We start from the raw sequence: 24,177 nt of genomic DNA, 5'->3' as shown, positions 1-24,177 counted from the left end.
GAGGTTAACGGTGCAGTGCGCGGTGCAAGTCGCGCGCTTGATGAATTTGACTTTATCCAAGGTTGAACCATGCAAACCAATCTCACCGGCTCTTCGAGCCTGGCAGTCAGCAAGAGCAAGGCCCAGCGGTTTGTCGAGGAATTACTCGCCAGGGCCGGCATCACGGTTAACGGCGCAGCTCCCTGGGACATGCAGCTGCTCGCCGAGGGCGTCAGCGAACGGGCCCTGGCCAAGGGCAACCTGGGTCTGGGCGAGGCCTACATGGACGGGCACTGGGACACGCCGCAGCTCGACGAATTCTTCAGCCGCCTGTTGCGCGCCGACATCGCCAACCATGTGCATCCCTCCGCGCTGCTGTTCCACGTGCTGGCGGTCAAGCTGATGAACCGCCAGAGCAAGACCCGCGCCTGGGAAGTGGGCGAACGGCATTACGACCTGGGCAACGACTTCTACGCGGCCATGCTCGACGAGCGCATGACCTACACCTGCGGTTACTGGAAAGATGCCAGCAACCTGGAGCAGGCGCAGAATGCCAAGCTCGACCTGATCTGCCGCAAGCTGCAGCTCAAGCCGGGCATGCGCGTGCTGGACATCGGCTGCGGCTGGGGCAGTTTCATGTCCTATGCCGCCGAACATTACGGCGTCGAGTGCGTCGGTGTGACCATCTCCCGCGAGCAGGCCGAATGGGGCCGGCGCAAGTACGCGCAGTTGCCGGTGGAGTTCCGCCTGCAGGACTACCGCGAGGTCGATGAGCGCTTCGATGCCATCGCCAGCGTCGGCATGTTCGAGCATGTGGGGCCCAAGAACTACCGCACCTACATGGAAACCGCACACCGCTGCCTCAAGGACGACGGCCTGTTCCTGCTGCACACCATCGGCAAGAACCAGGCTTCGGCGCCCGACCCGTGGATCGACAAGTACATCTTTCCCAACGGCGAAGTGCCGACCCTGGCGCAGATGACCACCGCCTTCGAAGGCCTGTTCGTCGCCGAGGACCTGCACAACTTCGGCGCCGACTACGACCGTACCCTGGTGGCCTGGGAGGAGCGCTTCGAAGCCAACTGGCCGAAATTCGCCGCGCTGCTGGGTGAGCGCTTCTTTCGCATGTGGCGCTATTACCTGCTGTCCTGCGCCGGCGCGTTTCGCGCCCGCGACCTGCAGCTGTGGCAGTGGGTGCTGTCGCGCCAGGGCGTGGTCGGCGGCTACCAGCGGGTCAGCTGAACAGCAGCGCCTTGAGCCCGCTGGACTCATCGATATCCGGGAACTCCGGCGGGTTGGCCAGGCGTTCGCGCCACTGCAACTGCGGCGCTTCGCGGGCCATGCTGTCGATGATGAAGTCCGGGCCCACGGCTGGGTCGTTGACGCAAGCCAGCACCTGCCCACCCGGGGCCAGCAGCTCGGGGAGCCGGCGCAGTACCTTGGGATAGTCCTGGCCGAGCACGAAGCTGCCTTTCTGGAACGACGGTGGGTCGATCAGGATCAGGTCATAGGGGCCACCACTGCGCACCTTGCCCCAGGACTTGAACAGTTCATGGCCGAGGAACTGCACGCGGCTCAGGTCATGCCCGTTGAGGCGATGGTTGTCGCGGCCACGGCTGAGGGCCGCGCGGGCCATGTCCAGGTTGACCACCTTGGCTGCGCCACCGGCGATCGCTGCCACGGAAAACCCGCAGGTGTAGGCGAACAGGTTGAGCACGCGCCGGCCTGCGGCATGCGCCTGCACCCACTGGCGACCCAGGCGCATGTCGAGGAACAGGCCCATGTTCTGCTTGACGCCCAGGTCCAGTTGATAACGCAGGCCGTGCTCGGTGACGATGCGCTGGGCCTCGGCCTGGCCCACCAGCCACTGGCTGGTGCTGCCTTCCACATACCGATGCTGCAACAGCACGGCACTGGCCCCGGCCGCCTGCCAGGCGGTGGACTCGCTCAGCTGCACCAGCATCTGCTGCAGCCCGGCCAGGGCCTCGGGGTCGGGTTCACGGAACAGCGCCACCAGCAGTACGCCCTGCAACCAGTCCACGGTGATCTGCTCCAGGCCCGGCCAGCAACGGCCTCGGCCATGGAACAGGCGGCGGGTTTCAGCAGGTGCGTCGGCGAGGGCGGCGAGCAGGTGGCGCGAGAGGGTGGCGAGGCTGTCGGGGTTGAGGCTGTCGAGATTGGGGGTATGTGGATTCATGGCGCGCATTATCCAGAGGCGTGCCTGGCTTATCAATCCGTGGCTGGGTGATCGTTGTTCCAGGCGGCCCGGGCGTAGCGGCGAAACCCGCGGGCTTGAGCCTTCAGGGCAGCGAGCCAGGCGGACGCCGAGCAGGGAACCGAAAAGCGTGCGGCGCGTCTCAGGAATAAATGTCACTGGTCGCACCGTTTGGTAAACATCCTTGCATCTATCTATGCTGCGACTGAGCTTGCCCGCCCTTGCGCAAGCCGGACGGGCGCAGTCAGCAACGGGAAACGGAGGTTCCATGAACGTATCGACCGAGCAATTGGTGGATCTGGTTTCGCTCAAGGCCCAGCCTGCCGCCAGCAGTCATTCAGTCGAAAGGGTATTGCACGCGTTACGCACCCATCTGGGGATGGATGTGGCATTTGTTTCAGAGTTTCGCGACAGCGACCGGGTGATGCGTTTCGTCGACGCCGGTGACGACGCCCCGATCGCCCAGGGTGACGCCCTGGACCTGGACGTGGGCTATTGTCAGCGTGTGGTCGACGGCCGCCTGCCGGAATTGATCCCCGACACCGCGCAGGTCGACGCGGCGATGGCCTTGCCGGAAACCCGCGCGATCCCCATCGGCTCGCACCTGAGCGTGCCGATCCGCTTGAGCGATGGCCGCCTGTACGGGACCTTCTGCTGTTTCGGCTACGCCCCCGACAACTCATTGGGCAACCGCGACCTGCAAGTGATGCGGGTGTTCGCCGACCTGGTGACCGAACGCATCGAAAGCGAAATGACTCAAGAGCGCGACCGCCAGCGCAAGCGCGAGCGGTTGCTGGCGGCCATGGCCACGCGCCAGCCGGCTATCGTCTATCAACCGATTTTCGACCTGGCCGACATGAGCGTGGCGGGCTGGGAATGCCTGTCGCGCTTCAACCTGGAGCCGGGGCGCACGCCGGATCTGTGGTTCCAGGAGGCGGCCGACGTCGGCCTGGGCGAGGACCTCGAGTGCCATGCCATCAGTGCGGCGCTGGCGGGGCTGTCGATGTTTCCGGGCGACATGTACCTGGCCATCAACTGCTCCCCGGAGCTGCTGCTCAGTCATCGCCTGGATGACCTGCTGCAGGGCTACCCCGGGCAGCGCATCGTGCTGGAGATCACCGAGCACGCGGTGGTTCAGGACTACCGGCTGATGGAAGGGGCTTTGGCCGGGCTGCGCAAGCGCGGCATGCGCCTGGCCATCGACGATGCCGGCGCCGGCTATGCCAGCATGCGCCACATCCTCCAGCTGCGCCCGGACATGATCAAGCTCGATATCAGCCTGACCCAGGGCATCGACCTGGACCCGCAGCGCCGGGCCATGGCCTCGGCACTGATTGCCTTCGCCCGCGAGACCGGCAGTACCATCGTCGCCGAAGGGGTGGAAACCGTGCACGAACTGGAGGTGCTCAAACGGCTGGGCGCCGACAAGGTGCAGGGCTTTCTGCTTGGCCACCCGCTGGCCTTGAGCGACGTCAAGCGCCTGAACATCCGCGCCCAGGGCGGCGGCTTCGGCAGCACCATGCTGCAGGCGCCGAGGGTAGGGGACTGACCCGCAGCCGCTATGCGGCCTCTGTGGCCACCGCCACCGAGAGGCCGCAGGCCGGTCTGCTATTTCTGCGGTGAGGCGACGAACCGTGCCAACGCCACCACCGGCAGCAGGCTCCCGGCACAGGCCACCCACGGCCAGCCGCCATGTTCGTACAGCGCGCTGGCCAGCGCCGAGCCCACGGCGCCGCCGATGAAAATGCTGGTCATGTACAACGCATTCAAGCGCCCGCGGCTGGCGGCGTCCAGGGCGTAGATCGCGCGCTGGCCGAGGACCATGTTCATCTGCACGGCAAAGTCCAGCAGCACGCCGGTCAGCGCCAGGGTCACCACGCCCCAGGCCGACGGCAGCAGCCAGGTGCAGAAGCTCAAGGGTGCGAGGATCATCGCCAGCAACGAGGCGCGGCGGGTGAAGCCGGCATCGGCCAGGCGCCCGGCGATCGGTGCCGCCACTGCACCGATGGCGCCGACCAGGGCGAACACGGCGATCTGGCTCTGCGACAGGCCATAATGACGCGACAACTCCAGGGGCACCGCACTCCAGAACAGGCTGAACGCGGCAAACATCAGCGCTTGATAAAACGCCCGCTGGCGCAGCACCGGCTGGCCGGCCACCAGCTGGGCCAGCGAGGCCAGCAGCTGGCCGTAGCTGGCCGAGTGGCTGGGTTGGCGGCGGGGTATGGTCATGGCGATGACCGCGATGATCGCCAGCATCAACCCCGCCGCGCCGATGAACACGCTGCGCCAGCCCAGGTGGTCAGCCACCACGCTGGACAGCGGTCGGGCCAGCAGGATGCCCAGCAGCAGGCCGCCCATGATGCTGCCGACCACGCGGCCGCGGGTGGCTTCGGGGGCCAGGTTGGCCGCCAGGGGGATGAGGATCTGCACCGACACCGAACTGAAGCCGATCAGCAGCGACACCAGCAGAAAGCTGCCGGGGTGCTCGGTCAGGCCGGCGGCCACCAGGCTGAGCGTGGCCAGGGCGGTGCTGCCGAGCAACAGGATGCGGTTTTCCACCAGGTCCGCCAGCGGCACCAGAAACAGCAGGCCCAGGGCGTAGCCGATCTGGGTCAGCGACACGATCAGGCTGGCACTGTGGCTCGAAATGCCCAGGCTGGGCGCGATCAGGTCGATGATCGGCTGCGCGTAGTAGATATTGGCAACGATGGCACCGCAGCAGAACGCGAACAGCAGCGTCAGGCCGCGCGTCATCTGCACGGCCGGATGGCCGGGGGCGGTCTGGGTCGAATCGCTCATGGATAGGGCTCCGAGGGTCTGCACAGGCACAGCGCCAGCATCTTACGCCAAAGCGCGCGGCGGCGCAGGTCGCGCCAGTGCAAATGGCGGTCGCCGCAGGGCGTTTGTGCAAACCCGTACAAACGTATTTTTGCAGCACGGCGCAACAAGACGCCGCTCATCACAATGACCCTGCCGCATGAGATCTCGCCATGAAAAGACTGACTCACCGTTGTCTGTTGACGCTTGCCGGCTCCCTGTTCGCCACCTCGCTTTTGACCAGCAACGTCATGGCCGCCGACCCGGCACAATGCCAGGCGGTGCGCATGGGCGTGGTCAACTGGACCGATGTGATCGCCACCAGCGGCATGGCCCAGGTGCTGCTCGACGACCTCGGCTACCAGGTCAAGCAGACCAGCGCTGCGCAGCAGATCATCTTCGCCGGCATTCGCGACAACCGCCTGGACCTGTTTCTGGGCTACTGGAAGCCGGCCATGGACAAGAACATCGAGCCGTTCGTCAGCGCCGGACAGCTCAAGGTGATGAGCCCGCCCAGCCTCAACGATGCGCAAGCAACCTTGGCCGTACCGCAATACGTGGCCGACGCGGGCCTGAAGACCTTCGCCGATATCGCCAGGTTCAAGGACAAGCTGGGTGGCAGGATCTACGGCATCGAATCGGGCAGCGGCGCCAATGCCACCATCCAGAAAATGATCGACAGCAACCAGTTCGGCCTCGGCGGCTTCAAACTGGTGGAGTCGGGCGAGGCCGGCATGCTCGCCGCCGTGGAGAGGGCCACCAAGCGCAACGAATACGTGGTGTTCGTTGGCTGGAAGCCGCACCCCATGAACATCAATATGAAAATCGCCTATCTGACCGGCAGCGAAGACGTCTACGGCCCCAACGAAGGCGCCGCCACCGTGTCCTTCGTCACCGCCCCCGACTACGCCCAGCGCTGTCCCAACGTCGACCGGCTGCTGCAGAACCTGACCTTCACTTCGGCCCAGGAGAGTGCACTGATGGTGCCGATCATGGCGCGCAAGACTCCGGAAGAAGTCGCCCGGCAATGGCTCAAGGACCACCCGCAGGATCTGCAGCGCTGGCTGGCTGGGGTGACCACCTTCGACGGCAAGGATGCGATCAAGGCAGTGCAGGTGGCGTCCAGTCAATGACCCAGAGGCAGCAACTGTCCCTGCCGATGGCCGACTTCGTCGAGCAGACCGAGGCGTTCGCCAGCCGCGACCCGTCGCTCGCTGCGCAGCGCCAGGCCTATCGGCGCATGTGCGCGGCGTTCACCCCGGCGCGCCCGCCGACCCTGCAAGTCTTCGACCGCCAGCTGGGCGAGGTGCCAGTGCGCCGCTATCGGCCCATGGGCGCCGCGCCGGCCCACGGCTGGCCATGGCTGCTGTACCTGCACGGCGGCGGCTGGGTGGTGGGCGGCCTGGACTCCCATGACTTCATCTGCTGTGAATTGGCCCAGACGTTATCGGCCACCGTGGTTGCCGTGGATTACCGGCTGGCCCCGGAGCATCCCTACCCAGCGGCGCTCGACGACTGCCTGGCGGCCTGGCAGGGGGTGTTGGCCCGGGCCGCCGGCTGGCAGCTGGCCAAGGGGCCGGGGGTGGTGATGGGCGACAGCGCCGGCGGCAACCTGGCGGCGGCGTTGTGCCTGGCCTTGCGCCAGCGGGGCGAATCGATGCCTGGCGCGCAGGTGCTGGTCTACCCGGGTTTGGGAGGGCCGGCCCACAGCGCTTCGCGGGTGGAGTGCGCCGAGGCACCGTTGCTCAGCGCCAGCGAGGTGCTGGACTACCAGCAACTGTATGTCCCTGAAGCGTCACGCACCGATCCGCTGGCGTTGCCCTTGCTGGCCGAGAACCTGGCCGGTCTGCCTGCGGCGTTCATCGCCGTGGCTGAATTCGACCCCTTGCGCGATGACGGCGTGGCCTATCACCAGCGGTTGCTGGCGGCGGGGGGTGACAGTCGGCTGTACCTGGGTCGGGGCCTGGTCCATGGCTGCCTGCGCGCCCGGCACCAGGTGCCGGAGGTCGATGAACTGTATGCGGCGATGCTGGGGTTTGTGCGCGCTGCCTTTGATCGCTCGCCAGCCGGGCCGGCTTAGCCGGCGAGCGATCGCTGCAAGCCGTCGATCAGCGAGCGGTCTGCTGCAAAGCCACCCCGCTGGCCAGGCTCGGTGCCAGCGGCAGCTGTGGCAGCAGCGTGGCCTGATAGGCATGGTAGAGGTCAGGTTTGCCCGCCCAGATGCGTTCGGCCGGCTGGTTGGCCGGGTCCAGTTCGTGGTGCCAGCTGCCGTGTTCGCGGTCGATCAGGTGCTGGTCGATGTACTGCCAGAACATCCGGTACGCCGCCTCGTACTGCGCCTGGCCGGTACGCTGGTGAAGCGCGGCGGCGGCGGCGCTGGCTTCGGCGAGGGTCCAGTGCAGGCGCTCGCGAACCACCGGGGCGCCGTTCCAGTCGATGGTGTAGACGATGCCCGGGGCGCCATCCACAGCCCAACCCAGGCGCACCGAGGCCTCGAACAGCGCAGCGGCATCCTCGGCCAGCCATGTCGGGCTGGCGAGCCCTGCGCGTTGGCGCGCAGCTTCCAGGTGCAATAACAGCCGCGCCCATTCAAAGCCATGCCCTGGCGTCTGCCCATAGGGGCGAAAGCCATCGGCGCGGTTATCGTCGTTGTAGGCGGGCAACGGCTGCCACTGCGCATCGAAATGCTCCACCGGCAGGTAGCCGGCGGCGCTGGCATGTTGATGAATGACCCGCTCGCTGATGCGCAGGGCGCGGTCCAGCCAGCGGCTGTCGTCGAGCACGTCGGCCAGGGCGAGGAACGCCTCGGTGGCGTGCATGTTGCTGTTGCCGCCGCGGTAGGCTTCAAGCTCGGTCCATTCCCGATTCCACGACTCCAGCAGCGCGCCTTCCTCTTCGCTCCAGAAGTGTTTTTCCAGCACCGCCACTGCCTCGCGCAACAGTTCTGCCGCGCCCGGGCGCTGAGCCACTACCGCAGAGCTGGCGGCCAGGGCGACGAAGGCATGCAGGTAAGCCGGCTTGCGCGTGTCGCCATCGGCGGCGTCGGCAATGGCGAACCAGCCACCGTACCTGGCGTCGCGCATTGGCCCGATGAGGGCGGCCAGGCCGTGGTCGACCAGCTCGGCGGCGAAGGGCACGCCCTGCAGATGGGCGATAGCAAAGCTGTGCACCATGCGCGCGGTCTGCATGGTTTCGCTGAGGGCGCCTGCCGGCAGTTGGCCGAAGCGGTCCAGCGCGCCGAAGCCCACTGGCAGCCGGGCCTGGCGGGAGAATTGCAGCAGGGGCAGGGCCTGGGCCCGCAGCCAGGCGTGGTCGCCGGCCGTCGTTTGCGAAGTGGTCATAGGCAATTATTGTCCTTATAGGGTGACGACTGAAGTGACGGCTTTGAAAAACAGACCGCAGTTTAAGCCAATGAGAGTAGGCCGGATGTACCCGGTTTCATTCCTTTGTGGAATGCAGCTCATGACAAGGATGAATTTTATTTATCCACTGCAGTTGGCTAACCTCAGGCCATCGACCCTGGACCCCACCAACATGCCCGAAGCCGCTGACGCTGTACCCGACCACGACCCGCACTGGCAACGCAACCTGTGGGTGTGCGTGGTCGGGGCTTTCACCACCATCGTTGCCATGACCTTGCTGCTGCCGTTCCTGCCGCTTTACGTCGAGCACCTGGGGGTCAGCGACCCGGCAGCGGTGGTGCAGTGGTCAGGCGCTGCATTTGGTGCGACCTTTCTCTCGGCGGCCCTCACCGCACCGCTGTGGGGCCGACTGGGGGACCGCTACGGGCGCAAGTTGATGCTGATTCGCGCGAGCCTGGGCATGGCCATCGCCATGTCGCTGATCGGCCTGGCGCAGAACGTCTGGCAGCTGGTGCTGCTGCGTTTGCTGGCCGGCCTGCTCGGCGGCTATGCCTCGGGCGCGACCATCCTGGTCGCCACCCAGACACCCAAGGCGCGCTCGGGCTGGGCCCTGGGCATGCTCGCTTCGGGGATCATGGCCGGCAACCTCGCCGGCCCGCTGATCGGTGGCTTGCTGCCGCCACTGGTGGGCATCCGCAACACCTTCTTCATTGCCGGCGCGGTGATTTTCCTGACCTTCCTGGCCACCACCTTTGTGCTCAAGGAGGCGCCTCGGCGTGGTCCTGCCAAGCCTGGCCAGGCGGCCCCGGCGAATCTGGGCTGGCGCCAGCTGGAGCAGCGGCGCAGCGTGGCCACCATGTTCCTGGTGGCCTGCCTGCTGATGTTCGCGCTGCTGTCGATCGAGCCGATCATCACCGTGTACCTGATGCAGCTGCACACCGAAAACCTGACCCTGATGGCCGGCGTGGTGATGTCGGGCGCGGCCCTGGGCAGTATTCTCGCCGCCTCGCGCCTGGGCCGCCTGGCCGACCGCATCGGCCACTGGCCAGTGCTCAGCGCCTGCCTGGCGGTCACCGCCGTGCTGTTGATTCCCCAAGCGTTCGTCAGCAACGTCTGGCAACTGGCGATCCTGCGCTTTGCCATGGGCCTGGCCACCGGCGGCCTGCTGCCGTGCATTGCCAGCATCATTCGCCATGCCGTGCCGCAGCAGGTGGCGGGGCGCATGCTCGGCTACTCTACCTCCAGCCAGTACGTCGGCCAGGTTCTTGGCCCGTTGACCGGCGGGTTCCTGGGTGGCCACTTCGGCATGGGCATGGTGTTTCTCGGCACCAGCGCCTTGATGGCAGGCTGCGCGCTACTGACCTGGCGACTTGCCCCTGGCCCCTAAAGATCCTCGCCGGCTTGCCGATTACCTGACATCCGTATTCATAACAACAATGCACCGCTGCCAGGGAAATCGTCATGCTTACCCATCTCAAAGTCCGTACCGGCATGCTCTGCGTGCTGGTGGTGTTTGGCCTCAGCCTGTTGGCCGCCAGCCTGACCGGCTGGTATGGCGCCCGCGCCAGCGACGCGCAGATCAAGTCGCTCAACCTGCTCACCGCCGTGCAGCTGGACAAGCTCAACAACGCCGCCATCTGGACCACCCGCGCCAGCGCCTCGGCGCACAGCGCCATGCTGGCGCGCCTGTCGGGCAATATCGAGGTTTCCAACCAGACCGCTGTGGCTGCCACCGAGCGGCTCAACAACGGCCAGAAGCTGATCGACGAGATCCTGCCCACGGTCACTGATCCGCAGCTGCTGGCCAGTGCCCGCGATGTGCAGGCCGCCTTCAATGCCTACCGGCAGATCGTCGCTCAGCAGATCGACAGCAGCAAAGGCGAGCTGGCGGCCTACATGGCCATCGATGCCAGCGCCAAGAACGCCAGCACGGCCTACGCCAAGGCACGGGAGATCTTCACCGGGCAGATCAACGCCTCGGTGCAGGCGACCATGGCCGCCAGCGAGAGCCGCCTGCAATACGCACAGAACACCGCCATCGCGCTGATCCTGCTGACCCTGGTGCTGGCCATCGCCTGTTGGAGCTTCATCAGCCGCGGCGTGCTGGCGCCGTTGCGCGCGGCCGGCGAGCATTTCGACGTCATGGCCAAGGGCGATCTCAGCCGCCCGGTGGTGGCGCGCAGCAGCAACGAGATCGGCCAGCTGTTCCGCTCGCTGGCGCACATGCAGGCCAGTCAGCGCGACACCTTGCAGCACGTCGGCCAGACCGCCGCCTTGCTCAACGCCTCAGCCACCGAGCTGGACGCGGTTACCCTGCGCACCACCGACGGCCTGATGCAACAGAACAACGAGCTGGACCAGGCGGCCACCGCGGTGACCGAGATGACTGCCGCCGTGGAAGAGGTGGCGCGCAACGCGGTGTCCACCTCCGAGGCGGCCAGCGCCTCCAACCAGCTGGCCCATGCCAGCCGCGACCAGGTGCGCAAGGTGCTCAGCGAGATCGGCGTGATGAGCAACGACGTGCAGACCACCGGCGAGGTGATTCAGCGCCTGGCCGCCCAGGCCAATGATATCGGCAAGGTGCTCGACGTGATCCGCTCGGTGTCGGAGCAGACCAACCTGCTGGCACTCAACGCCGCCATCGAGGCTGCCCGAGCCGGCGAAGCCGGGCGCGGCTTCGCGGTAGTGGCCGACGAAGTACGCACTCTGGCCCAGCGCACCCAGCAATCGACCCATGAAATCGAGCAGATGATCAGCGACATCCAGAGCAGCACCGGTGCAGCGGTCGGTTCCATCGAATTGAACAATCAGCGTGCCCGCAGCACCCTGGAGGCGACCCAGGTCAGCGGGCAGATGCTCGAGGACATCTTCACCCGCATCAACGAGATCAACGAACGCAACCTGGTGATCGCCAGCGCCGCCGAGGAGCAGGCCCAGGTGGCCCGCGAGGTCGACCGCAACCTGAGCAACATCCGCCAGCTGTCCGACCAGTCCGGCGCCAGCGCCACCCAAACCCGCGCTGCCAGCGGCGAGCTGGCGCGCCTGGCGCAGCAGATGGACGACCTGGTGCGGCGCTTCAAGGTGGGGGTGTAGCCTAGAGATTCAATCACGGCTGCCAGCGGTCGCCTTGAGACTCAAGTCCGGCCTGGCGGCCTCTCGGGGTCTTCGCCCCCTCCCACAAGGCATTCGCGATCAAAGTGGGAGGGGTCGCAGACCCCGAGAGGCCGCCGGGCCGGTTTGATCTTCCTGGGGTTTAGCGAAATGCCCAATATGGCCACCACCGGCCGCCCGCGCGGCCTCTCGGGGTCTTCGCCCCCTCCCACAATGGATTCGCGATCGAAGTGGGAGGGGTCGCAGACCCCGAGAGGCCGCAAGGCCGGTTTGATCTTCCTGGGGTATAGCGAAATGCCCAATGTGGCCACCACCGGCCGCCCGCTCGGCCGTTGGTGGCCGTGATTGAGTCTCAAGACCGGCCTGGCGGCCTCTCGGGGTCTTCGCCCCCTCCCACAATGGATTCGCGATCGAAGTGGGAGGGGTCGCAGACCCCGAGAGGCCGCCAGGCCGGTTTGATCTTCCTGGGGTTTAGCGAAATGCCCAATATGGCCACCGCCGGCCGCCCGCGCGGCCGTTGGTGGCCGTGATTGAGTCTCAAGACCGGCCTGACGGCCTCTCGGGGCCTTCGCTTCCTCCCACAAGGGATTCGCGATCGAAGTGGGAGGGGTCGCAGACCCCGAGAGGCCGCCAGGCCGGTTTGATCTCCTGGCGTTTGGCGCGATGTCCAATATGGCCACCACCGGCCGCCCGCGCGGCCGTTGGTGGCCGTAATTGAGTCTCAAGACCGGCCTGGCGGCCTCTCGGGGTCTTCGCCCCCTCCCACAAGGCATTCGCGATCAAAGTGGGAGGGGTCGCAGACCCCGAGAGGCCGCCAGGCCGGTTTGATCTTCCTGGGGTTTAGCGAAATGCCCAATATGGCCACCGCCGGCCGCGCGGGCGGCCGGTGGTGGCCGTGATTGAGTCTCAAGACCGGCCTAGCAGCGCCCCTAGCATAAATGGGATCCTCAACTAATCTTGCAACCAGACGACGGGTGCAAAGGGGATGGAATCTCATGAAGTTGCAATGGGTAGTCGCGGCCTGTGCGCTGTTGGTTGGATGCAGTTCCGACAGCGGTGGCAGCCTGGAGGGCAAGCCGGTGCAGATCACCGCCATGGCGCCGTCCTATGACAGCAGCAGCGATACGGTCGACCTGTCGATCAGCCTGACCAATATTTCCAAGCAGCCCTTGCGCGCGGTGCAGATCGAGATCCGCGGCTTCGATTCGGCCGGTCGCCCGGTGAACGCGGGCGGGCCGGGCGGCGTCGCCGTGGTCAGCCTTTATGGGCCGTACGAAGCCGGCGCCAAGGTCGGGCCGGTCACCGTACCCAAGCTGTGGACCGGCTCCGATGTGCGCTGCCTGGAAGTCACCGAGATCAACGCTTCAGGCCTGGATTATTCCACCAGCATCATCGACGGCGCCGCTGCCAACAACCTGGTGGCCGGCGACGCCCGTCGAGTCTGCAGGGGCGCAAATTAACTCAGCGTGGCAAAGGCGTCGACCGGCGAGCGCGTCTGCGCTTCGGCCATCTGGGTCAGACCATAACTCTTGACCAGCCGCTGGTACTCCACCAATTCCAGGCTCATGCGCTCGTGGATCTGCGCCGGGTTCAGCGGCGCCGGCGTCAGCAGCAGACGCTTGAGCAGGGCGAGGAACTCTGGCGTGGCCTGGGCCGCAGCGATCTGCGTGCGCAGGCTCTGGGCGGTGGCCGCGGGCAGTTGCGCCGGGGCGAACCAGCCGTACCAGCCGAGCATCGCCAGGCTGGGCAGGCCCTGTTCGCTGAACGTGGCCACCTGCGGCCAGCCCTCGAGGCGCGTCGCCGAACTGACCGCCACCGTACGGCAACCCTTGCCCAGTCCCAGGGTATTGCCAGGCACGGTGATGCAAGCGGCCAGATTCTGGTTCTGCAGGTCGCCGAACATCGCCGTGGCTGCCTTGTAGGACTGCGCGCGCAACGCCACTTCCTTCTCCCGGGCCAGCATCAGCGCCAGCAGGTGCGACTGCGAGCCGTACAGGGCAAAGCCCAGGTCACGATAATCGGGGTTCTGCTGGACCCAAGCCAGGTAGCCGTTGACGTCAGTCACGCTGGCGGGCACCAAGGGGCCCAGGGTCAGGGTGAAAGGGTACTCGCCCATCACCGCCAACGGCGTGAAGTCGGTCATGGGGTCATACTTGAGGTTGCGGTAGGTGCTGGGGAACAGCGTCATCGAGCCGGACTGCACCTGCAGCAAAGTGCTGCCATCGGGCGCGGCGGCCTTGACGGTTTCGGTGGCCTGCAGGGTGTTGCGATTATCGATGACCTGCAGCTGGTAGCCGGACTTGGCGCGGCCGTTGAGGATGTCCAGCGCACCGGTCGCCAATTTGGTGCCCAGGGCGCCTGGCGGCAGGCCGAAGATCAGGCGCTGGGTGGGCGCAGCGTTATCGGCGAACAGCCGAGCGGACCGGACAGCGAGCAAGGCAGCGGCTGAGCCGATGACAAAGGATCTACGTTTCATGGTATTGCTCCTTGCAACATCTCTGGCCCGCTACAGCTCCATACACGCGGGCCTTGCCAGAAAAAAAGTACGTTCAGGTCATCTGGCTGAGCCCGTAACGGTTGACCAGGTCGCCATAGCTTTGCGATTCCTGATGTATGCGTGCCACGATCTGCTCCGGCGTCAGGGGCAACGGCGAAACCACGACGCTCTTCTGCAATGCCAGGTAGTCCGGCAAGGTCTGGATGGCGGTGAGCTTGTCATGCAGCGAGCGCACCACGGCATCCGGGGTATGGGCCGGCGCGAACCAGGCGTACCAGCCGGCCAGGTTGATCTCTGGCAGGCCCTGTTCGGCGAAGGTCTTGACCTGCGGCCAGCGTTCCAGGCGCTGCCGGCTGCTGACCGCCAGGTTGCGCAGGCTCTTGCTGTTGGTGGCGGCAGCAGAACCGGAAAGCATGATGGCGGCGGCCAGGGTGCCTTTCTCGACGTCGTCGGCCAGCGAGCGCGGCGACTTGTAGGACAGCGAGCGCAAGGCGATCTGCTTGCCGCGGGCCAGCATCAGGCTGATCAGATGCACCTGCGAGCCATACACCGCGAAGCCCAGGTCGCGGTAGTCGGGGTTCTTGTTGACCCAGGTCACGTAACCGTCGATGTCGGTCACGCTGGCCGGGACCGCCGGGCCCACCGTCAGGGTGAAAGGGTATTCGCCAAGTACCGCCAAGGGGGTGAAATCCTTGATCGGGTCATAGTTCATGCTGCGGTACAGGTGGGGCAGCAGCACCATCGAGGCCGACTGCGCCTGCAGCAGGGTCGCGCCATCGGGCGCGGCAGCCTTGACCACTTCACTGGCCTCCTGAGTGTTGCGTTGCTCGTGCACTTCCAGGCGATAGTCCAGCTTGTACTCGCGGGCCATGAGCTGCAGCGTCACTTCGGCAAGCCGGGTACCCACGGCCCCGGCGCCGATGCCGAACACCAGCCGGCCGGGCGGCGCGCTGTTGCCGGCCCAGCCGATGGCGGGCAGAGCCGAACCGAGCATCAGCGTGCCGGCGACCTGGATGAAAGTTCTGCGGTCCATCGTGATACCTCCAGGCGTACTGCTTGCCTTTTGCCAGTATAGAAGGAAAAACGGATCCCATCAGTCCAGTGGTCTGATTCCGAACTGGCGCACCAGCTGCTGGTAGCTGGCCAGCTCGCGGGTGGTCAGCTGCTGAATCTGCTCGGGGTCCAGGTTCAGCGCCGTGAGGTTCAGCCGCTTGAGCAGCGGGGCGAACTCCGGCGCGGTCTTCATGGTGTGGGCCTTGTCGCGCAATTGCTGAAGTACAGCGGGGGGCGTGGTCGCAGGGGCATACCAGGCGTACCAGGCGTTCAGGTCCATGCCGGCCACGCCTTGCTCGGCCAGGGTTGGCACATTCGGCCAATGCGCCTCGCGGTGTGCCCCGGTGACCCCCAGCGAACGCAGCTTGCCGCTGGCCCAGAGGTCCTGGTTGCCGTTGCCGGCGGCGGTGAAGCCGGCCGCCAGGCCGCCGCTCATCAGGTCCTTGAGCATCATCAGCGAGCCCTTGTAAGGCCGCCCGCTGATGGCCACCGACTTTGCCCGGGCCAGCATCAATGTGGCCATATGGCCCTGGGAGCCGTACATGGCGTAACCCACGTCGCGCAGGTCGGGGTTGTCGGTTACCCAGTCCAGGTACTGCGCCAGGTTGGTCACGCGGGCCGGCACCAGCGGCCCCACGGTGAGTGACCCGGACAATTGGGTCAGCGAGACGACCGGGGCAAAATCCTGCAGCGGGTTGTAGCCCAGGTCGCGGTAGACGCTGGGCAGCAGCACCATCGAGGTCGACTGCGCCTGCAACAGCAACGTGCCATCGGCCGGGCCGTTCTTGACCAGCTCGGTGGCCGTGCGCGAGTTGTGCGAGTCGATGTTGGTAAAGCTGAAGTGCCCGCCGGCGCGCGCGTTGTAGATGCTCAGGCAGCTTTCGCCCAGCTCGCTGCCGATGGAGCCGGGCGGGTAGCCGAAGATCAGCCGCGGACCATCCAGCGGCGGCGTGCTGGTGGCAAAGGCGGGCAGGTGAGCGCCGAGCAACAGGGCCCCGCTGCCGAACAGAAAACGACGACGATCGAACATGACAAATACTCCGGGTCAGTCGAACTTGCTGATCTGAAAACCTGCCACCAACGTCTTGTAGTGGGCGGTTTCCTCGCGCAGGCGCGCGCTGATCTGTTCGGCATCGAGATTGGCGGGGGTGAGCAACAGATGTTTGAGGACATCGGCGTAAGGCGCCGACGCCTGCATGCGCGCGATCGCCTCGCGCAGCGAGTGCAGGGTGCCGGCTGGGGTGGCGGCCTGGCAGTACCAGCCGAACCAGGCGCTGAAATCCATGCGCGGTGAGCCCTGTTCGGCCAGGGTCGGCAACTGGGGCCAGTACATCAGGCGCTGCCGGCTGGTCACGCCCAGGGCGCGGATCGCCGCACCGGGGGCGATGTCGGCGCCGCTGCCAGGGGCCAGGAACGCGGCGGCCAGTGTCTGGCTGCGCAGGTCGGAGAGCAGGCCGGTGGTGCCCTGATAGGACTGCACCCGCAGTGGCACGTCACAGTCGGCCACCAGGGTGCGCACGGCCAGGTGGCCGATGCTGCCGTAGATGGAGATCCCGACATTGCGGTACTCAGGGTTGTCGTTGACCCAGCCCAGGTACTGCTTGAGGTTGCCCACGCTGGCCGGCACCAGCGGCCCGACCGCCAGCACGTAGGGGAAATCGCCCATGCAGCCCAAAGGTGCGAAGTCGCGTGTCGCCTCGAAGCCGGTGTCCTTGTACACGCTGGGCAGCAGGGTCATGGACGCCGAGATGGCCTGCAACAAGGTCGAGCCGTCAGGGGCGGCGTGCAGGGCGGCATCGCGGGCCACCCGCGTGTTGCGCCCGTCGAGGTTCTCCAGGTGGTAGCTGGGGCCGCCCTGGGCGGCCAGCATGGGCAGCAGCGCGCTGGCCAGCTTGCTGCCGACGGCGCCCGGCGGGTAGCCGAACAGCAGCCGGCTGCCGCTGTTGGCGTCGGCGAATGCCCGGCCCGCCAGCGCAGCACCCAGGGAGAGGGCGCAAGTGCCGCCGAGAAAGTGTCTGCGCGTGAGCATGGGATCACCTGATACTTCTATTGTCGGTTTAGGGTTTGCAATCAGTCCCGCAGCTCAGCCATCAACAGCTGCCACAGGTGAATCAGCACCTGGCTGGCCAGGCTTTGCGGCAGTGCCTCGACGCGCACCTGGCCACGGATGCGCTGCGGCAACCGGCCATCGGCAGCGCCGTCGACGGTGAAATGGATGCGATGTTGCGCCTGCACGGGCACGGCCTTGCCCTTGTCGTCGGGCTGGGTGCCGATGGGGCCGCCGTAGCGTGAGCTCAGGCTGTCGGGGCTGATGAATTCGCTGGCGTTGGGGTCGACGCCGGTGAGGGTCACGGCGCGCCGGGCCAGGCTCGGTTCGTCGGGCAGGAACTCGCCACGGGCACCGACCTGCAGGCGCGGCAGGTCCTTTTCGGCGGCAAAGCCGCTGGCGTCCTGGGCGCTGCCCTCGAGGACCCGGCCCAGGGTGGTGTCCGGCCGCACCCATTGGCCCACCTGCAGGTTGGCCGGCATGTCGACCACCACGCCTGCCTTGGGCGCACGCCATTGCAGCATGCCGGCACGCTCGGCCAGGCCCTTGAGGTCGGCCTGGGCCTGCAGCTGTTGCTGCACCAGGACAATGGCCTGGGCGCGGTCTTCGGCGTCGCCGCCAATGCGGTTCAGGCGCTCGGTGGCGATGGTCAGGTTGGCCTGGGCGCTGTCGCGCTTGCTGTCCAGTTCCGGGGAAAAGAAACGCATCAATACCTGGCCCTGCTCGACCTGGGCGCCGGGGCTGACCAAGATCTGCTCGATCCGCGCGTTTTCCGGGGCCTGGATCGGCGTCTCGTACTGCCAGCCCAGCATCACCGGCACGTCGACATGCCGGTCCAGCGGCAGCAGGCACAGGGCGATCAGCCCGGTGCCGAGGGCCAGCAGCAGGGCACGGCGCCGCGTGGCCACACGTTCGCGCAGGCGCCACCAGTGCTTGCCGACACGCATCAGGCGCCGGCCAACGAAATGTTGCAGCGTGTACAGCAGAATCAGCACGCCAAGGGTCTTGAAGATGCTCTTGTAGGTAAACCAGGCGATGCTCAGGCTCAGGCTCACCTGGTACAGCCAGACCAGCGCGCCATAACCGATGAAAAACGCCGCACGGCGCCGCGAGACGGGCTCCGGCGGGTTTTCCACCGCGCCGAACAGCACCCGGCCGATGGCCCACTGGCCGTAGGCGAGGGCCCGTGGCTGCAGGTTGTCGATGCGCAGCATGTCGCTGCAGAAGTGATAACCGTCGAAACGCGACAGCGGGTTGAGGTTGACCACCAGGCTGGTCACCCAGCTGGAGGTGGCGATCACGAAGGCCACGCTGCGCAGGCTGCCTTCGGGCAGGATGGCCCAGGCCAGGGTCGCGAGGCCCGCCACGAGGCTTTCGGCAAGCACACCGCCGGCGGCGATCCACATGCGCTGGCGCGGGTTGTCGACCCGGGCGATGTCGCCCAGCTCGGTGTACAACATCGGCACGCCCATGAAGATCGACACGCCCATGTTGCCCACCCGGCAGCCATGGCGCGTGGCCATGTAGGCGTGGCCCAGTTCGTGCCAGACCTTGAGGCCGGCCAGGGCCAGGGCGTAGCAGATCGCGCCCTTGACCGAGAGAAAGTCGCTGAAGGTGTTGAGAAAGTCGTCCCACTGGCGGCTGGTCAGGTACAGCCCCAGCAAGGTCAGCAGCGCCCACACGACGAGCATGGAGCGCTGGCCGATGGCGTCGATCCACGGCAGGCTGCGGGCGATCAGGCGGCGCGGGTTCCACACTGGCTGGCGGAACGCCATAAGCTTGTTGATCAGCCCGCGCAGGCCGTGACCCTTGAGCGCAGCGGCCTGGTCGGCGAGGCGCGCATTGGCCTGCTTGCCGCTGGTCTGCAGCAGATGATGATCGCCGAGAAAACGCATCAGGCCGTCCAGCTGGTCTTCGTCCAGGCTCTGCTGCAGGCGGCCGAGGGCCTTGCGCAGGGCGCCGACGGTGCCGCAGGCCCAGTGTGAAAGCAGGCCCACGTCGTCTTCGCCAATCAGGAAGAAACGGTGCTGCAGCGGGTCGTACAGGCGCCAGCGTGGTGCCCCCTCGGGCGTGGCGCTGGCAGGCTCCAGGCGCAGCTCCTGGCGCAGCGGCGGCAACACCGCGTCGTTGGCGATCATGGCTACACCCCCAGGAACTGGCGGGCGGCCGCCAGCGGCCGGCGCAGCAGCTGGAACGCCAGCGGCGCGTAGTCGCCGTATACCCGGGCGGTGCCGCGTGCACCGATGCGCGGGGTTTCGCCGCTTTGCGGGTCGGCCATCACGGTGTAGCTGGTGACCCCGGCCGGGGTGGTGTGCGGCGAATAGCTGACCGTGCGCAGCTGCGCCTTGAGGCCGCCCAGCGGCGCGCTCTCCAGGTAGACGCTGATGGGGTTGCCGGCGGCCAGTTCGATGGCGTTGCCGGTCGACAGGTCGACCCGATAGGCGATGCGCGCCGGGTCGGCGACCTGCAGGATCTCCTCGCCGACCTGCACCGCCCGGCCCTCCCAGTCGCGGCGGTCGCTGTACACCGCCATGCCGCTGATCGGCGTGCGCATCTGCGTGCGTTGCAGCACTTCGACGGCGTAGTTGTAGTTGACCCGCGCCAGGTCGTGTTCGGCCCCGGCGATGGCCATTTCGTGGGCCGCCACCGTGTCGTTGAAGGCCGCCGCCGAGGTCCGCGTGTCCTTGGCCTGGGCCACGGCCAGCTGCTGCTGGGCCAGCACCATTTCGTTGCGCGGCTGGATGTCCTCGAACTGCACCAGCGCCTGGTTGGCCTGCACCAGGCTGTTGGGCGCGACGAGGATGTTGCGGATCACCCCGTTGATCGGCGCGGTCAGCACATAGGGCTGCTCGGCCACCACTTCCACCGGCGCCATCACGCTCAGGCGCACCGGAATCAGGCCGACGCCGACGACCACGGCGACCGCGATGGCCAGGCTCTTCTTCGACAGCGGCAGGCTGTCAAGCAGCCCGCGGCGCTTGCCGAAGCTGCGCAGGGCGTGGCTGTAGGTGTCGCCCAGGCGCTGCAGCATGACCTGTTCGCGCTGGCTGAACGGCGTCACGCGCAGCAGCAGGGCGCCGCTCATGACCCGCCCGGCCTGGTCGCTCAAGGGCAACCAGAGGCCGTGGCGCAGAGGGAATTCGGCCAGCGCCTCACCCTCGCTGCCGGCTGCGGTAGCGGTCGGCAGCTCCAGCGTGCGCAGGCTGGCCAGGCGCCCGGCCTGGTCCTGTTCGCGCAGCACGTTCTGCAGGCCGCGCGCCAGTGGCGTGTGGCGGTCGGCCACCGGCAGCCCGGAAATCTGCGTCAGGTGCAATGGCAGGCGCGGATGGTTGCGGCTGAAGATCATGCCCTGGTCGTAGGGCACCATCTGCTGCACGTTGTTGACCAGATGGAACTGCACCTTGGCGGCGTCCGGCTGCTGGCGCACCTCGGCCTCCAGCGTCAGCAGGTGCAGGGCTGCGCGGTGCGCCTTGTCCGAGTCGGTGGGCAGGGTAGGCGGCAGCTGGACATTGACCGACATGGCCTCAGGACTCCGTGTTGCGGAACGAGGCGGTGCCGCTCATCCCGGGAATGGTTTTCGCTGCCGAGGCGTCGCCGAGCCGGCCGATGATCTTGATGGTCTTGCTCACCGGGTCGACAGTGGGCAGCAGGCGATCGACCACGGCCTGATTGACACTGCCGGTCTCGTCGACCTTGAACGAGAACGCGGCGCCCGGGCGCAGCCACTGCAGCCACTGCGACGGCACGATCACGTCCAGTTCCAGGTTGCTGGTGTCGACGATGCGCAGCAGCGGCTGGCTGACCGAGGCCGATTCGAACAGGTGCATCTTGTTTTCGATGACCCGGCCGGTGAATGGCGCGACGATCTTGCATTGGCGGATCTGTGCGTTGAGCGCCTCGAGCTCGGCCTTGGCCTTGTTCAGCTTGGACACCGAGATCAGCAGGTCGAACTTGCCGATGGAGTTGAAGCGCTCCAGCTCCTGGTTGGTCTCCACGGTTTTCTGTTCGACCTGCATGGCGGCCGCAGCGGCGCGCTGTTCGGCCAGCGGGCGCTCGCAGTCGAACTCCACCAGCAGGTCGCCCTTCTTGAACGCGCCGCCTTCGGCGAACGGCATCTTGACGATCTGCGCGACCATGCCGGCCGACAGCGTAGCCTCGTGCACGGCGCGCACCAGGCCGCGAGCGTCGCGGCCCTGGGCCTTGTCGGGGGCGACTGCGGCGGGGGCGGCCGGGGCTGCTGCAGCGGCGGCCGGAGCGGCCAGTGGCTGAGCCACGGCGGGGCGCTGCAGGTCTTCGGTCGACGCCGCCGGGACGCTCACGGAGGGGGCTTCGGCCGCTACGGCCGGGTTGCCCAGTGGGTTGGGCAGCGGCGCGTCCTGGGGCAGATTGTGCGGCGAAGCCAGCAGGCCATAGGCGAGAGCGACGGCGACGGCGATGCCGCCCAGTTTCAGCGCTTTGGAGGATTTGCCGTTCATAGTGTCGAGTTCCCTGCCGCTTCCGGCATCCGAGGCAAGGTGCTGGCCCTTTCGCTCCAGTGTTCCTGCAGCTTGGCTGCAATCTCGGCGATTGGCGCGTCGATGCGCACGTCGTAGTTGAAGTTGTCCAGGCCCATGGAGCCGTACAGGTTGGCGTAGGCGTTCTGCACGTCGGCGTAGGCGGCGTCGTAGCGGATCTCGGAAAGAATCGCGTTCATCTCCTCGCGCACCAGCGACTGCTGGCTGACCGTGTGGGCGTTGAAGCCGCCGCGCGACAGTTCGAGGATGTGCTCCTGCACTTCCTCGGCGTTGCGCACGGTGCCCAGCTCCTGGGAGAAGCGGATGAAGCGCACCCGGGCCACGTGGATCTGCGTCATCACCGCCAGGGTCAGGGCCAGCTGGCGTTGCTCGATGACCTTGCCTTCGGCGATCAGCGACTGTTTCTGCATGGGGTAGCGGAACAGGTTGATCAGGTTCCAGCTGACCTGAGTGCTGTAGTGCAGCCACTGGTCGTTGTAGAGGTAGCTGTTGGAGTCGTAGGAGGCGCCGAACGCCGCCTTGAAGCTGGGCAGGGCGCGGATGAACGAGGCCTTGATCTCGTTCTCGTTGATGCGCGCGCGGTAGCCGCCTTCACGCAGCTCGGAGCGAAAGCGCAGGCCCACCATGACCATCTCGTCGGACGAGCCGGGCAGCTCGGGAACCACGTCGGTGCGGTCCGGCAGCACCAACGAGAAACGGGTGTCGGGCTTGAGGTTGATCAGCGCCGCCAGCTGGTTCTTCGACAGCGCCAGTTCGCGCTGCAGCTTCTGCACGTCGCCCTGCACCTGCAGCAGGTCGCGCTGGTAGGACAGCACGGTGAGGGGCGGCACCAGGCGCCGGGCTTCGAGCTGCTGGGTCTGCAGCAGGGCTTTCTGCGCCAGGGCTTCGAGGTCGACCAGCTTCTTGTAGGTGCGGTCGGCACTCACGGCGCGCCAGTAGGCGGTGCGCACGTCTTCCTGGATGCGGTTGATCACCTTGCGCCGGCGCTCGGCCGAGATCAGCTTCTCATCGGCGGCCTGCAGGCCCTTGACGTACGACAGGCCGAAGTCCAGCACGTCCCAGCTCGCCGTGAGGTCGGCGGTCTGGCCGCTGCGGTCGGTGGAGGTGGACGGTTCCAGCGACTGCTTGCCCGACAGCAGCGACTTGCTGCTGGAGCCGGCGTCATTGTCGCGGCCAGTCTGGGCCACGGACGCGGCGATGGTGGGCAACATGCCCATGCTGTTGAGGTCGAGCTCCTTCTGGTGGTAGGCCTCGTCCATCAGTTCGATCTTCTGGTCGAGGTTGTACTTGAGCGCACGGGCCATGGCCTCGTAGAGCGAGATGGGACCGGTCACTGCCTCTTCGCTCTGGATGGTGGCGTCGATGCTCGATTTCAGCTTGACCGCCTGGGCATCGACGTCCAGCGGCTGCGGTACGATGGTGCACCCGGCCAGCGTCACGGCGAAGGACACGGCCAGGGCCAGGGTCCAGCGGCGGGCTGCAGGGCACAGCGTGGTGCGTTTATCGGATGGCATGGGAGTCCTGTACAGCTCGAAATTCACAGTCAGTGCGTCTTGCACATGGGATCGGCTCGCCGGATCCAATCTAAAGATAGCTAACTGATGGCTCCGTGATGCGAGGGATTCCTGAGTACTCACTCTAAAAACCGTCCAAAGCCCCGTGTTTGCGTGGTTTTATTGGCGTGTGAAAGCCGTCACATCTTGCGCCATCGGTCGTTTCAGGCGATGAATGGTCGGTTTTGGCATGGCGGAAGTGGATGAGTGGTAGAGGGTAAGGTGCTGGAGAGAGCGATTCAGGGGGGCATGGCGCCGGGCGAAATGTTCAATATGCCCACCATCGCCCGCCCGCGCGGCCTATCGCGGGCTTCGCGCGCTCCCACATTTGTTTTGAATGTGCCGTTCCAGGGGTGTCGCCTATGACCGCTTTTTTGTGTTCGGGGCGGTCATAGGTGATGGCCGCAGGATGGCTACGCCCGAAACCCGCATATAACGCAGAGCGCGCTCGACGTGGGAGGGGGCAAAGCCCCCGAGAGGCCGCCAGGCCGGTTTGATCTTCCTGGCGCCTGGCGAAATGTCCAATATGGCCACCACCGGCCGCCCGCGCGGCCTATCGCGGGCTTCGCGCGCTCCCACGTTTGTTTTGAATGTGCCGTTCCAGGGGTGTCGCCTATGACCGCTTTTGAAGTTCGACGATAGCCCGCCATGCACCAAGGCGGTCATAGGCAATGCCACTGGAACGGCACGTTCGAAGCAAATGTAGGAGCCGGCGCAGCTGGCGATAGGCCGCGCGGGCGGCCGGTGGCAGCCATGATTGAATCTCGAGACATGCCTGGCCGGTGGCAGCCATGATTGAATCTCGAGACATGCCTGGCCGGTGGTTGCCGTGATTGAATCTCAAGACCGGCCTGGCGGCCTCTCGGGGTCTGCGACCCCTCCCACATGAGGTCGGCGCTCGACGTGGGAGGGGGCAGCGCCCCCGAGAGGCCGCCAGGCCGGTTTGATCTTCCTGGCGCCTGGTGAAATGTCCAATATGGCCACCACCGGCCGCCCGCGCGGCCTATCGCGGGCTTCGCGCGCTCC

At 66.5% G+C, this 24,177-nt stretch carries 18 protein-coding genes; 7 read left to right on the top strand and 11 right to left on the bottom strand.

Features of this window, described 5'->3' with window-relative positions; genetic code table 11:
- Nucleotides 1–69: 69 nt before the first annotated feature.
- The gene (cfa, locus tag SFA35_RS13770) at nucleotides 70–1,221 is read left to right on the top strand and encodes a cyclopropane fatty acyl phospholipid synthase (protein WP_320571101.1); all 1,152 of its coding nucleotides are present in this window, start codon (nucleotides 70–72) and stop codon (nucleotides 1,219–1,221) included.
- Here cfa and SFA35_RS13765 read toward each other — a convergent pair.
- Nucleotides 1,214–2,176, bottom strand: coding sequence for a class I SAM-dependent methyltransferase (locus SFA35_RS13765; RefSeq protein WP_320571100.1), 963 nt, complete (start codon nucleotides 2,174–2,176; stop codon nucleotides 1,214–1,216). The two genes, cfa and SFA35_RS13765, sit on opposite strands and share 8 nt — an antisense overlap.
- 286 nt (nucleotides 2,177–2,462) lie before the next feature.
- On the opposite strand from SFA35_RS13765, the gene SFA35_RS13760 reads away from it, so the two are divergent.
- Nucleotides 2,463–3,743: an EAL domain-containing protein gene (locus SFA35_RS13760; protein WP_320571099.1), complete on the top strand. Its 1,281-nt coding sequence runs from the start codon at nucleotides 2,463–2,465 to the stop codon at nucleotides 3,741–3,743.
- 59 nt (nucleotides 3,744–3,802) lie between these two features.
- Here SFA35_RS13760 and SFA35_RS13755 read toward each other — a convergent pair whose 3' ends face one another.
- Nucleotides 3,803–4,996, bottom strand: coding sequence for an MFS transporter (locus tag SFA35_RS13755; RefSeq protein WP_320571098.1), 1,194 nt, complete (start codon nucleotides 4,994–4,996; stop codon nucleotides 3,803–3,805).
- Nucleotides 4,997–5,187: 191 nt separating this feature from the next.
- Between SFA35_RS13755 and SFA35_RS13750 the strand changes: the two genes are divergently transcribed.
- Together SFA35_RS13750 and SFA35_RS13745 are read left to right on the top strand one after the other, a co-directional pair.
- Nucleotides 5,188–6,147: a choline ABC transporter substrate-binding protein gene (locus tag SFA35_RS13750; protein WP_320571097.1), complete on the top strand. Its 960-nt coding sequence runs from the start codon at nucleotides 5,188–5,190 to the stop codon at nucleotides 6,145–6,147.
- The gene (locus tag SFA35_RS13745) at nucleotides 6,144–7,094 is read left to right on the top strand and encodes an alpha/beta hydrolase (protein WP_320571096.1); all 951 of its coding nucleotides are present in this window, start codon (nucleotides 6,144–6,146) and stop codon (nucleotides 7,092–7,094) included. Before SFA35_RS13750 ends, SFA35_RS13745 begins: the two co-directional genes overlap by 4 nt.
- Nucleotides 7,095–7,122: 28 nt before the next feature.
- Here the strand turns inward: SFA35_RS13745 and SFA35_RS13740 are convergent, their stop codons facing one another.
- Entirely contained in the window at nucleotides 7,123–8,355 is a 1,233-nt protein-coding gene (locus tag SFA35_RS13740) for an AGE family epimerase/isomerase (protein WP_320571095.1), read from the bottom strand.
- A 193-nt stretch (nucleotides 8,356–8,548) separates the two neighbouring features.
- Between SFA35_RS13740 and SFA35_RS13735 the strand changes: the two genes are divergently transcribed.
- The 3 genes from SFA35_RS13735 (at nucleotide 8,549) to SFA35_RS13725 (ending at nucleotide 12,947) form a co-directional block, all read left to right on the top strand.
- Nucleotides 8,549–9,763, top strand: coding sequence for an MFS transporter (locus SFA35_RS13735; RefSeq protein ID WP_320571094.1), 1,215 nt, complete (start codon nucleotides 8,549–8,551; stop codon nucleotides 9,761–9,763).
- A gap of 74 nt (nucleotides 9,764–9,837) precedes the next feature.
- Complete coding sequence (locus tag SFA35_RS13730; protein WP_320571093.1) at nucleotides 9,838–11,469, top strand: methyl-accepting chemotaxis protein; 1,632 nt, start codon at nucleotides 9,838–9,840, stop codon at nucleotides 11,467–11,469.
- Between the two features lie 1,013 nt (nucleotides 11,470–12,482).
- Complete coding sequence (locus SFA35_RS13725) at nucleotides 12,483–12,947, top strand: hypothetical protein (RefSeq protein WP_320571092.1); 465 nt, start codon at nucleotides 12,483–12,485, stop codon at nucleotides 12,945–12,947.
- On the opposite strand, the gene SFA35_RS13720 is transcribed toward SFA35_RS13725, so the two are convergent.
- The 8 genes from SFA35_RS13720 to SFA35_RS13685 all read right to left on the bottom strand — a co-directional run bounded on the left by SFA35_RS13720 (nucleotide 12,944) and on the right by SFA35_RS13685 (nucleotide 23,112).
- Nucleotides 12,944–13,963 (bottom strand): tripartite tricarboxylate transporter substrate-binding protein, encoded by a 1,020-nt coding sequence (locus SFA35_RS13720; RefSeq protein WP_320571091.1) that lies wholly within the window; start codon nucleotides 13,961–13,963, stop codon nucleotides 12,944–12,946. The genes SFA35_RS13725 and SFA35_RS13720 overlap by 4 nt on opposite strands.
- Nucleotides 13,964–14,036: 73 nt before the next feature.
- On the bottom strand, nucleotides 14,037–15,017 hold the full coding sequence (locus tag SFA35_RS13715) for a tripartite tricarboxylate transporter substrate binding protein (RefSeq protein WP_320571090.1): 981 nt from the start codon (nucleotides 15,015–15,017) through the stop codon (nucleotides 14,037–14,039).
- A gap of 60 nt (nucleotides 15,018–15,077) precedes the next feature.
- Nucleotides 15,078–16,067 carry a Bug family tripartite tricarboxylate transporter substrate binding protein gene (locus SFA35_RS13710; protein WP_320571089.1) on the bottom strand — a complete coding sequence of 330 codons (990 nt, stop codon included), beginning with the start codon at nucleotides 16,065–16,067 and terminating at the stop codon, nucleotides 15,078–15,080.
- A gap of 15 nt (nucleotides 16,068–16,082) precedes the next feature.
- The gene (locus tag SFA35_RS13705; RefSeq protein WP_320571088.1) at nucleotides 16,083–17,066 is read right to left on the bottom strand and encodes a tripartite tricarboxylate transporter substrate-binding protein; all 984 of its coding nucleotides are present in this window, start codon (nucleotides 17,064–17,066) and stop codon (nucleotides 16,083–16,085) included.
- A gap of 41 nt (nucleotides 17,067–17,107) precedes the next feature.
- Nucleotides 17,108–19,222: an HlyD family efflux transporter periplasmic adaptor subunit gene (locus SFA35_RS13700; protein ID WP_320571087.1), complete on the bottom strand. Its 2,115-nt coding sequence runs from the start codon at nucleotides 19,220–19,222 to the stop codon at nucleotides 17,108–17,110.
- A gap of 2 nt (nucleotides 19,223–19,224) precedes the next feature.
- Nucleotides 19,225–20,604, bottom strand: coding sequence for an HlyD family efflux transporter periplasmic adaptor subunit (locus SFA35_RS13695; RefSeq protein WP_320571086.1), 1,380 nt, complete (start codon nucleotides 20,602–20,604; stop codon nucleotides 19,225–19,227).
- Nucleotides 20,605–20,608: 4 nt separating this feature from the next.
- Complete coding sequence (locus SFA35_RS13690; protein WP_320571085.1) at nucleotides 20,609–21,559, bottom strand: efflux RND transporter periplasmic adaptor subunit; 951 nt, start codon at nucleotides 21,557–21,559, stop codon at nucleotides 20,609–20,611.
- Complete coding sequence (locus SFA35_RS13685) at nucleotides 21,556–23,112, bottom strand: TolC family protein (protein ID WP_320571084.1); 1,557 nt, start codon at nucleotides 23,110–23,112, stop codon at nucleotides 21,556–21,558. Before SFA35_RS13685 ends, SFA35_RS13690 begins: the two co-directional genes overlap by 4 nt.
- Between the last annotated feature and the right edge of the window lie 1,065 nt (nucleotides 23,113–24,177).

Origin of the sequence: Pseudomonas sp. HR96, from assembly GCF_034059295.1 — a bacterium.
Lineage (GTDB): Bacteria > Pseudomonadota > Gammaproteobacteria > Pseudomonadales > Pseudomonadaceae > Aquipseudomonas.
The sequence above is the reverse complement of the archived record's forward strand: the minus strand, read 5'-3'. Positions and strand labels throughout refer to the sequence as shown.

Bases quoted from the DNA above. Each gene is read 5' to 3' on its own strand.
- SFA35_RS13750 (WP_320571097.1), top strand. From the start codon at position 5,188: ATGAAAAGACTGACTCACCGTTGTCTGTTGACGCTTGCCGGCTCCCTG.
- SFA35_RS13765 (WP_320571100.1), bottom strand. From the start codon at position 2,176: ATGAATCCACATACCCCCAATCTCGACAGCCTCAACCCCGACAGCCTC.
- SFA35_RS13695 (WP_320571086.1), bottom strand. From the start codon at position 20,604: ATGTCGGTCAATGTCCAGCTGCCGCCTACCCTGCCCACCGACTCGGAC.
- SFA35_RS13730 (WP_320571093.1), top strand. From the start codon at position 9,838: ATGCTTACCCATCTCAAAGTCCGTACCGGCATGCTCTGCGTGCTGGTG.
- SFA35_RS13755 (WP_320571098.1), bottom strand. From the start codon at position 4,996: ATGAGCGATTCGACCCAGACCGCCCCCGGCCATCCGGCCGTGCAGATG.
- SFA35_RS13710 (WP_320571089.1), bottom strand. From the start codon at position 16,067: ATGTTCGATCGTCGTCGTTTTCTGTTCGGCAGCGGGGCCCTGTTGCTC.
- SFA35_RS13735 (WP_320571094.1), top strand. From the start codon at position 8,549: ATGCCCGAAGCCGCTGACGCTGTACCCGACCACGACCCGCACTGGCAA.
- SFA35_RS13715 (WP_320571090.1), bottom strand. From the start codon at position 15,017: ATGGACCGCAGAACTTTCATCCAGGTCGCCGGCACGCTGATGCTCGGT.
- SFA35_RS13690 (WP_320571085.1), bottom strand. From the start codon at position 21,559: ATGAACGGCAAATCCTCCAAAGCGCTGAAACTGGGCGGCATCGCCGTC.
- SFA35_RS13760 (WP_320571099.1), top strand. From the start codon at position 2,463: ATGAACGTATCGACCGAGCAATTGGTGGATCTGGTTTCGCTCAAGGCC.
- SFA35_RS13740 (WP_320571095.1), bottom strand. From the start codon at position 8,355: ATGACCACTTCGCAAACGACGGCCGGCGACCACGCCTGGCTGCGGGCC.
- SFA35_RS13700 (WP_320571087.1), bottom strand. From the start codon at position 19,222: ATGATCGCCAACGACGCGGTGTTGCCGCCGCTGCGCCAGGAGCTGCGC.
- SFA35_RS13685 (WP_320571084.1), bottom strand. From the start codon at position 23,112: ATGCCATCCGATAAACGCACCACGCTGTGCCCTGCAGCCCGCCGCTGG.
- SFA35_RS13720 (WP_320571091.1), bottom strand. From the start codon at position 13,963: ATGAAACGTAGATCCTTTGTCATCGGCTCAGCCGCTGCCTTGCTCGCT.
- SFA35_RS13705 (WP_320571088.1), bottom strand. From the start codon at position 17,066: ATGCTCACGCGCAGACACTTTCTCGGCGGCACTTGCGCCCTCTCCCTG.
- SFA35_RS13745 (WP_320571096.1), top strand. From the start codon at position 6,144: ATGACCCAGAGGCAGCAACTGTCCCTGCCGATGGCCGACTTCGTCGAG.
- SFA35_RS13725 (WP_320571092.1), top strand. From the start codon at position 12,483: ATGAAGTTGCAATGGGTAGTCGCGGCCTGTGCGCTGTTGGTTGGATGC.
- cfa (WP_320571101.1), top strand. From the start codon at position 70: ATGCAAACCAATCTCACCGGCTCTTCGAGCCTGGCAGTCAGCAAGAGC.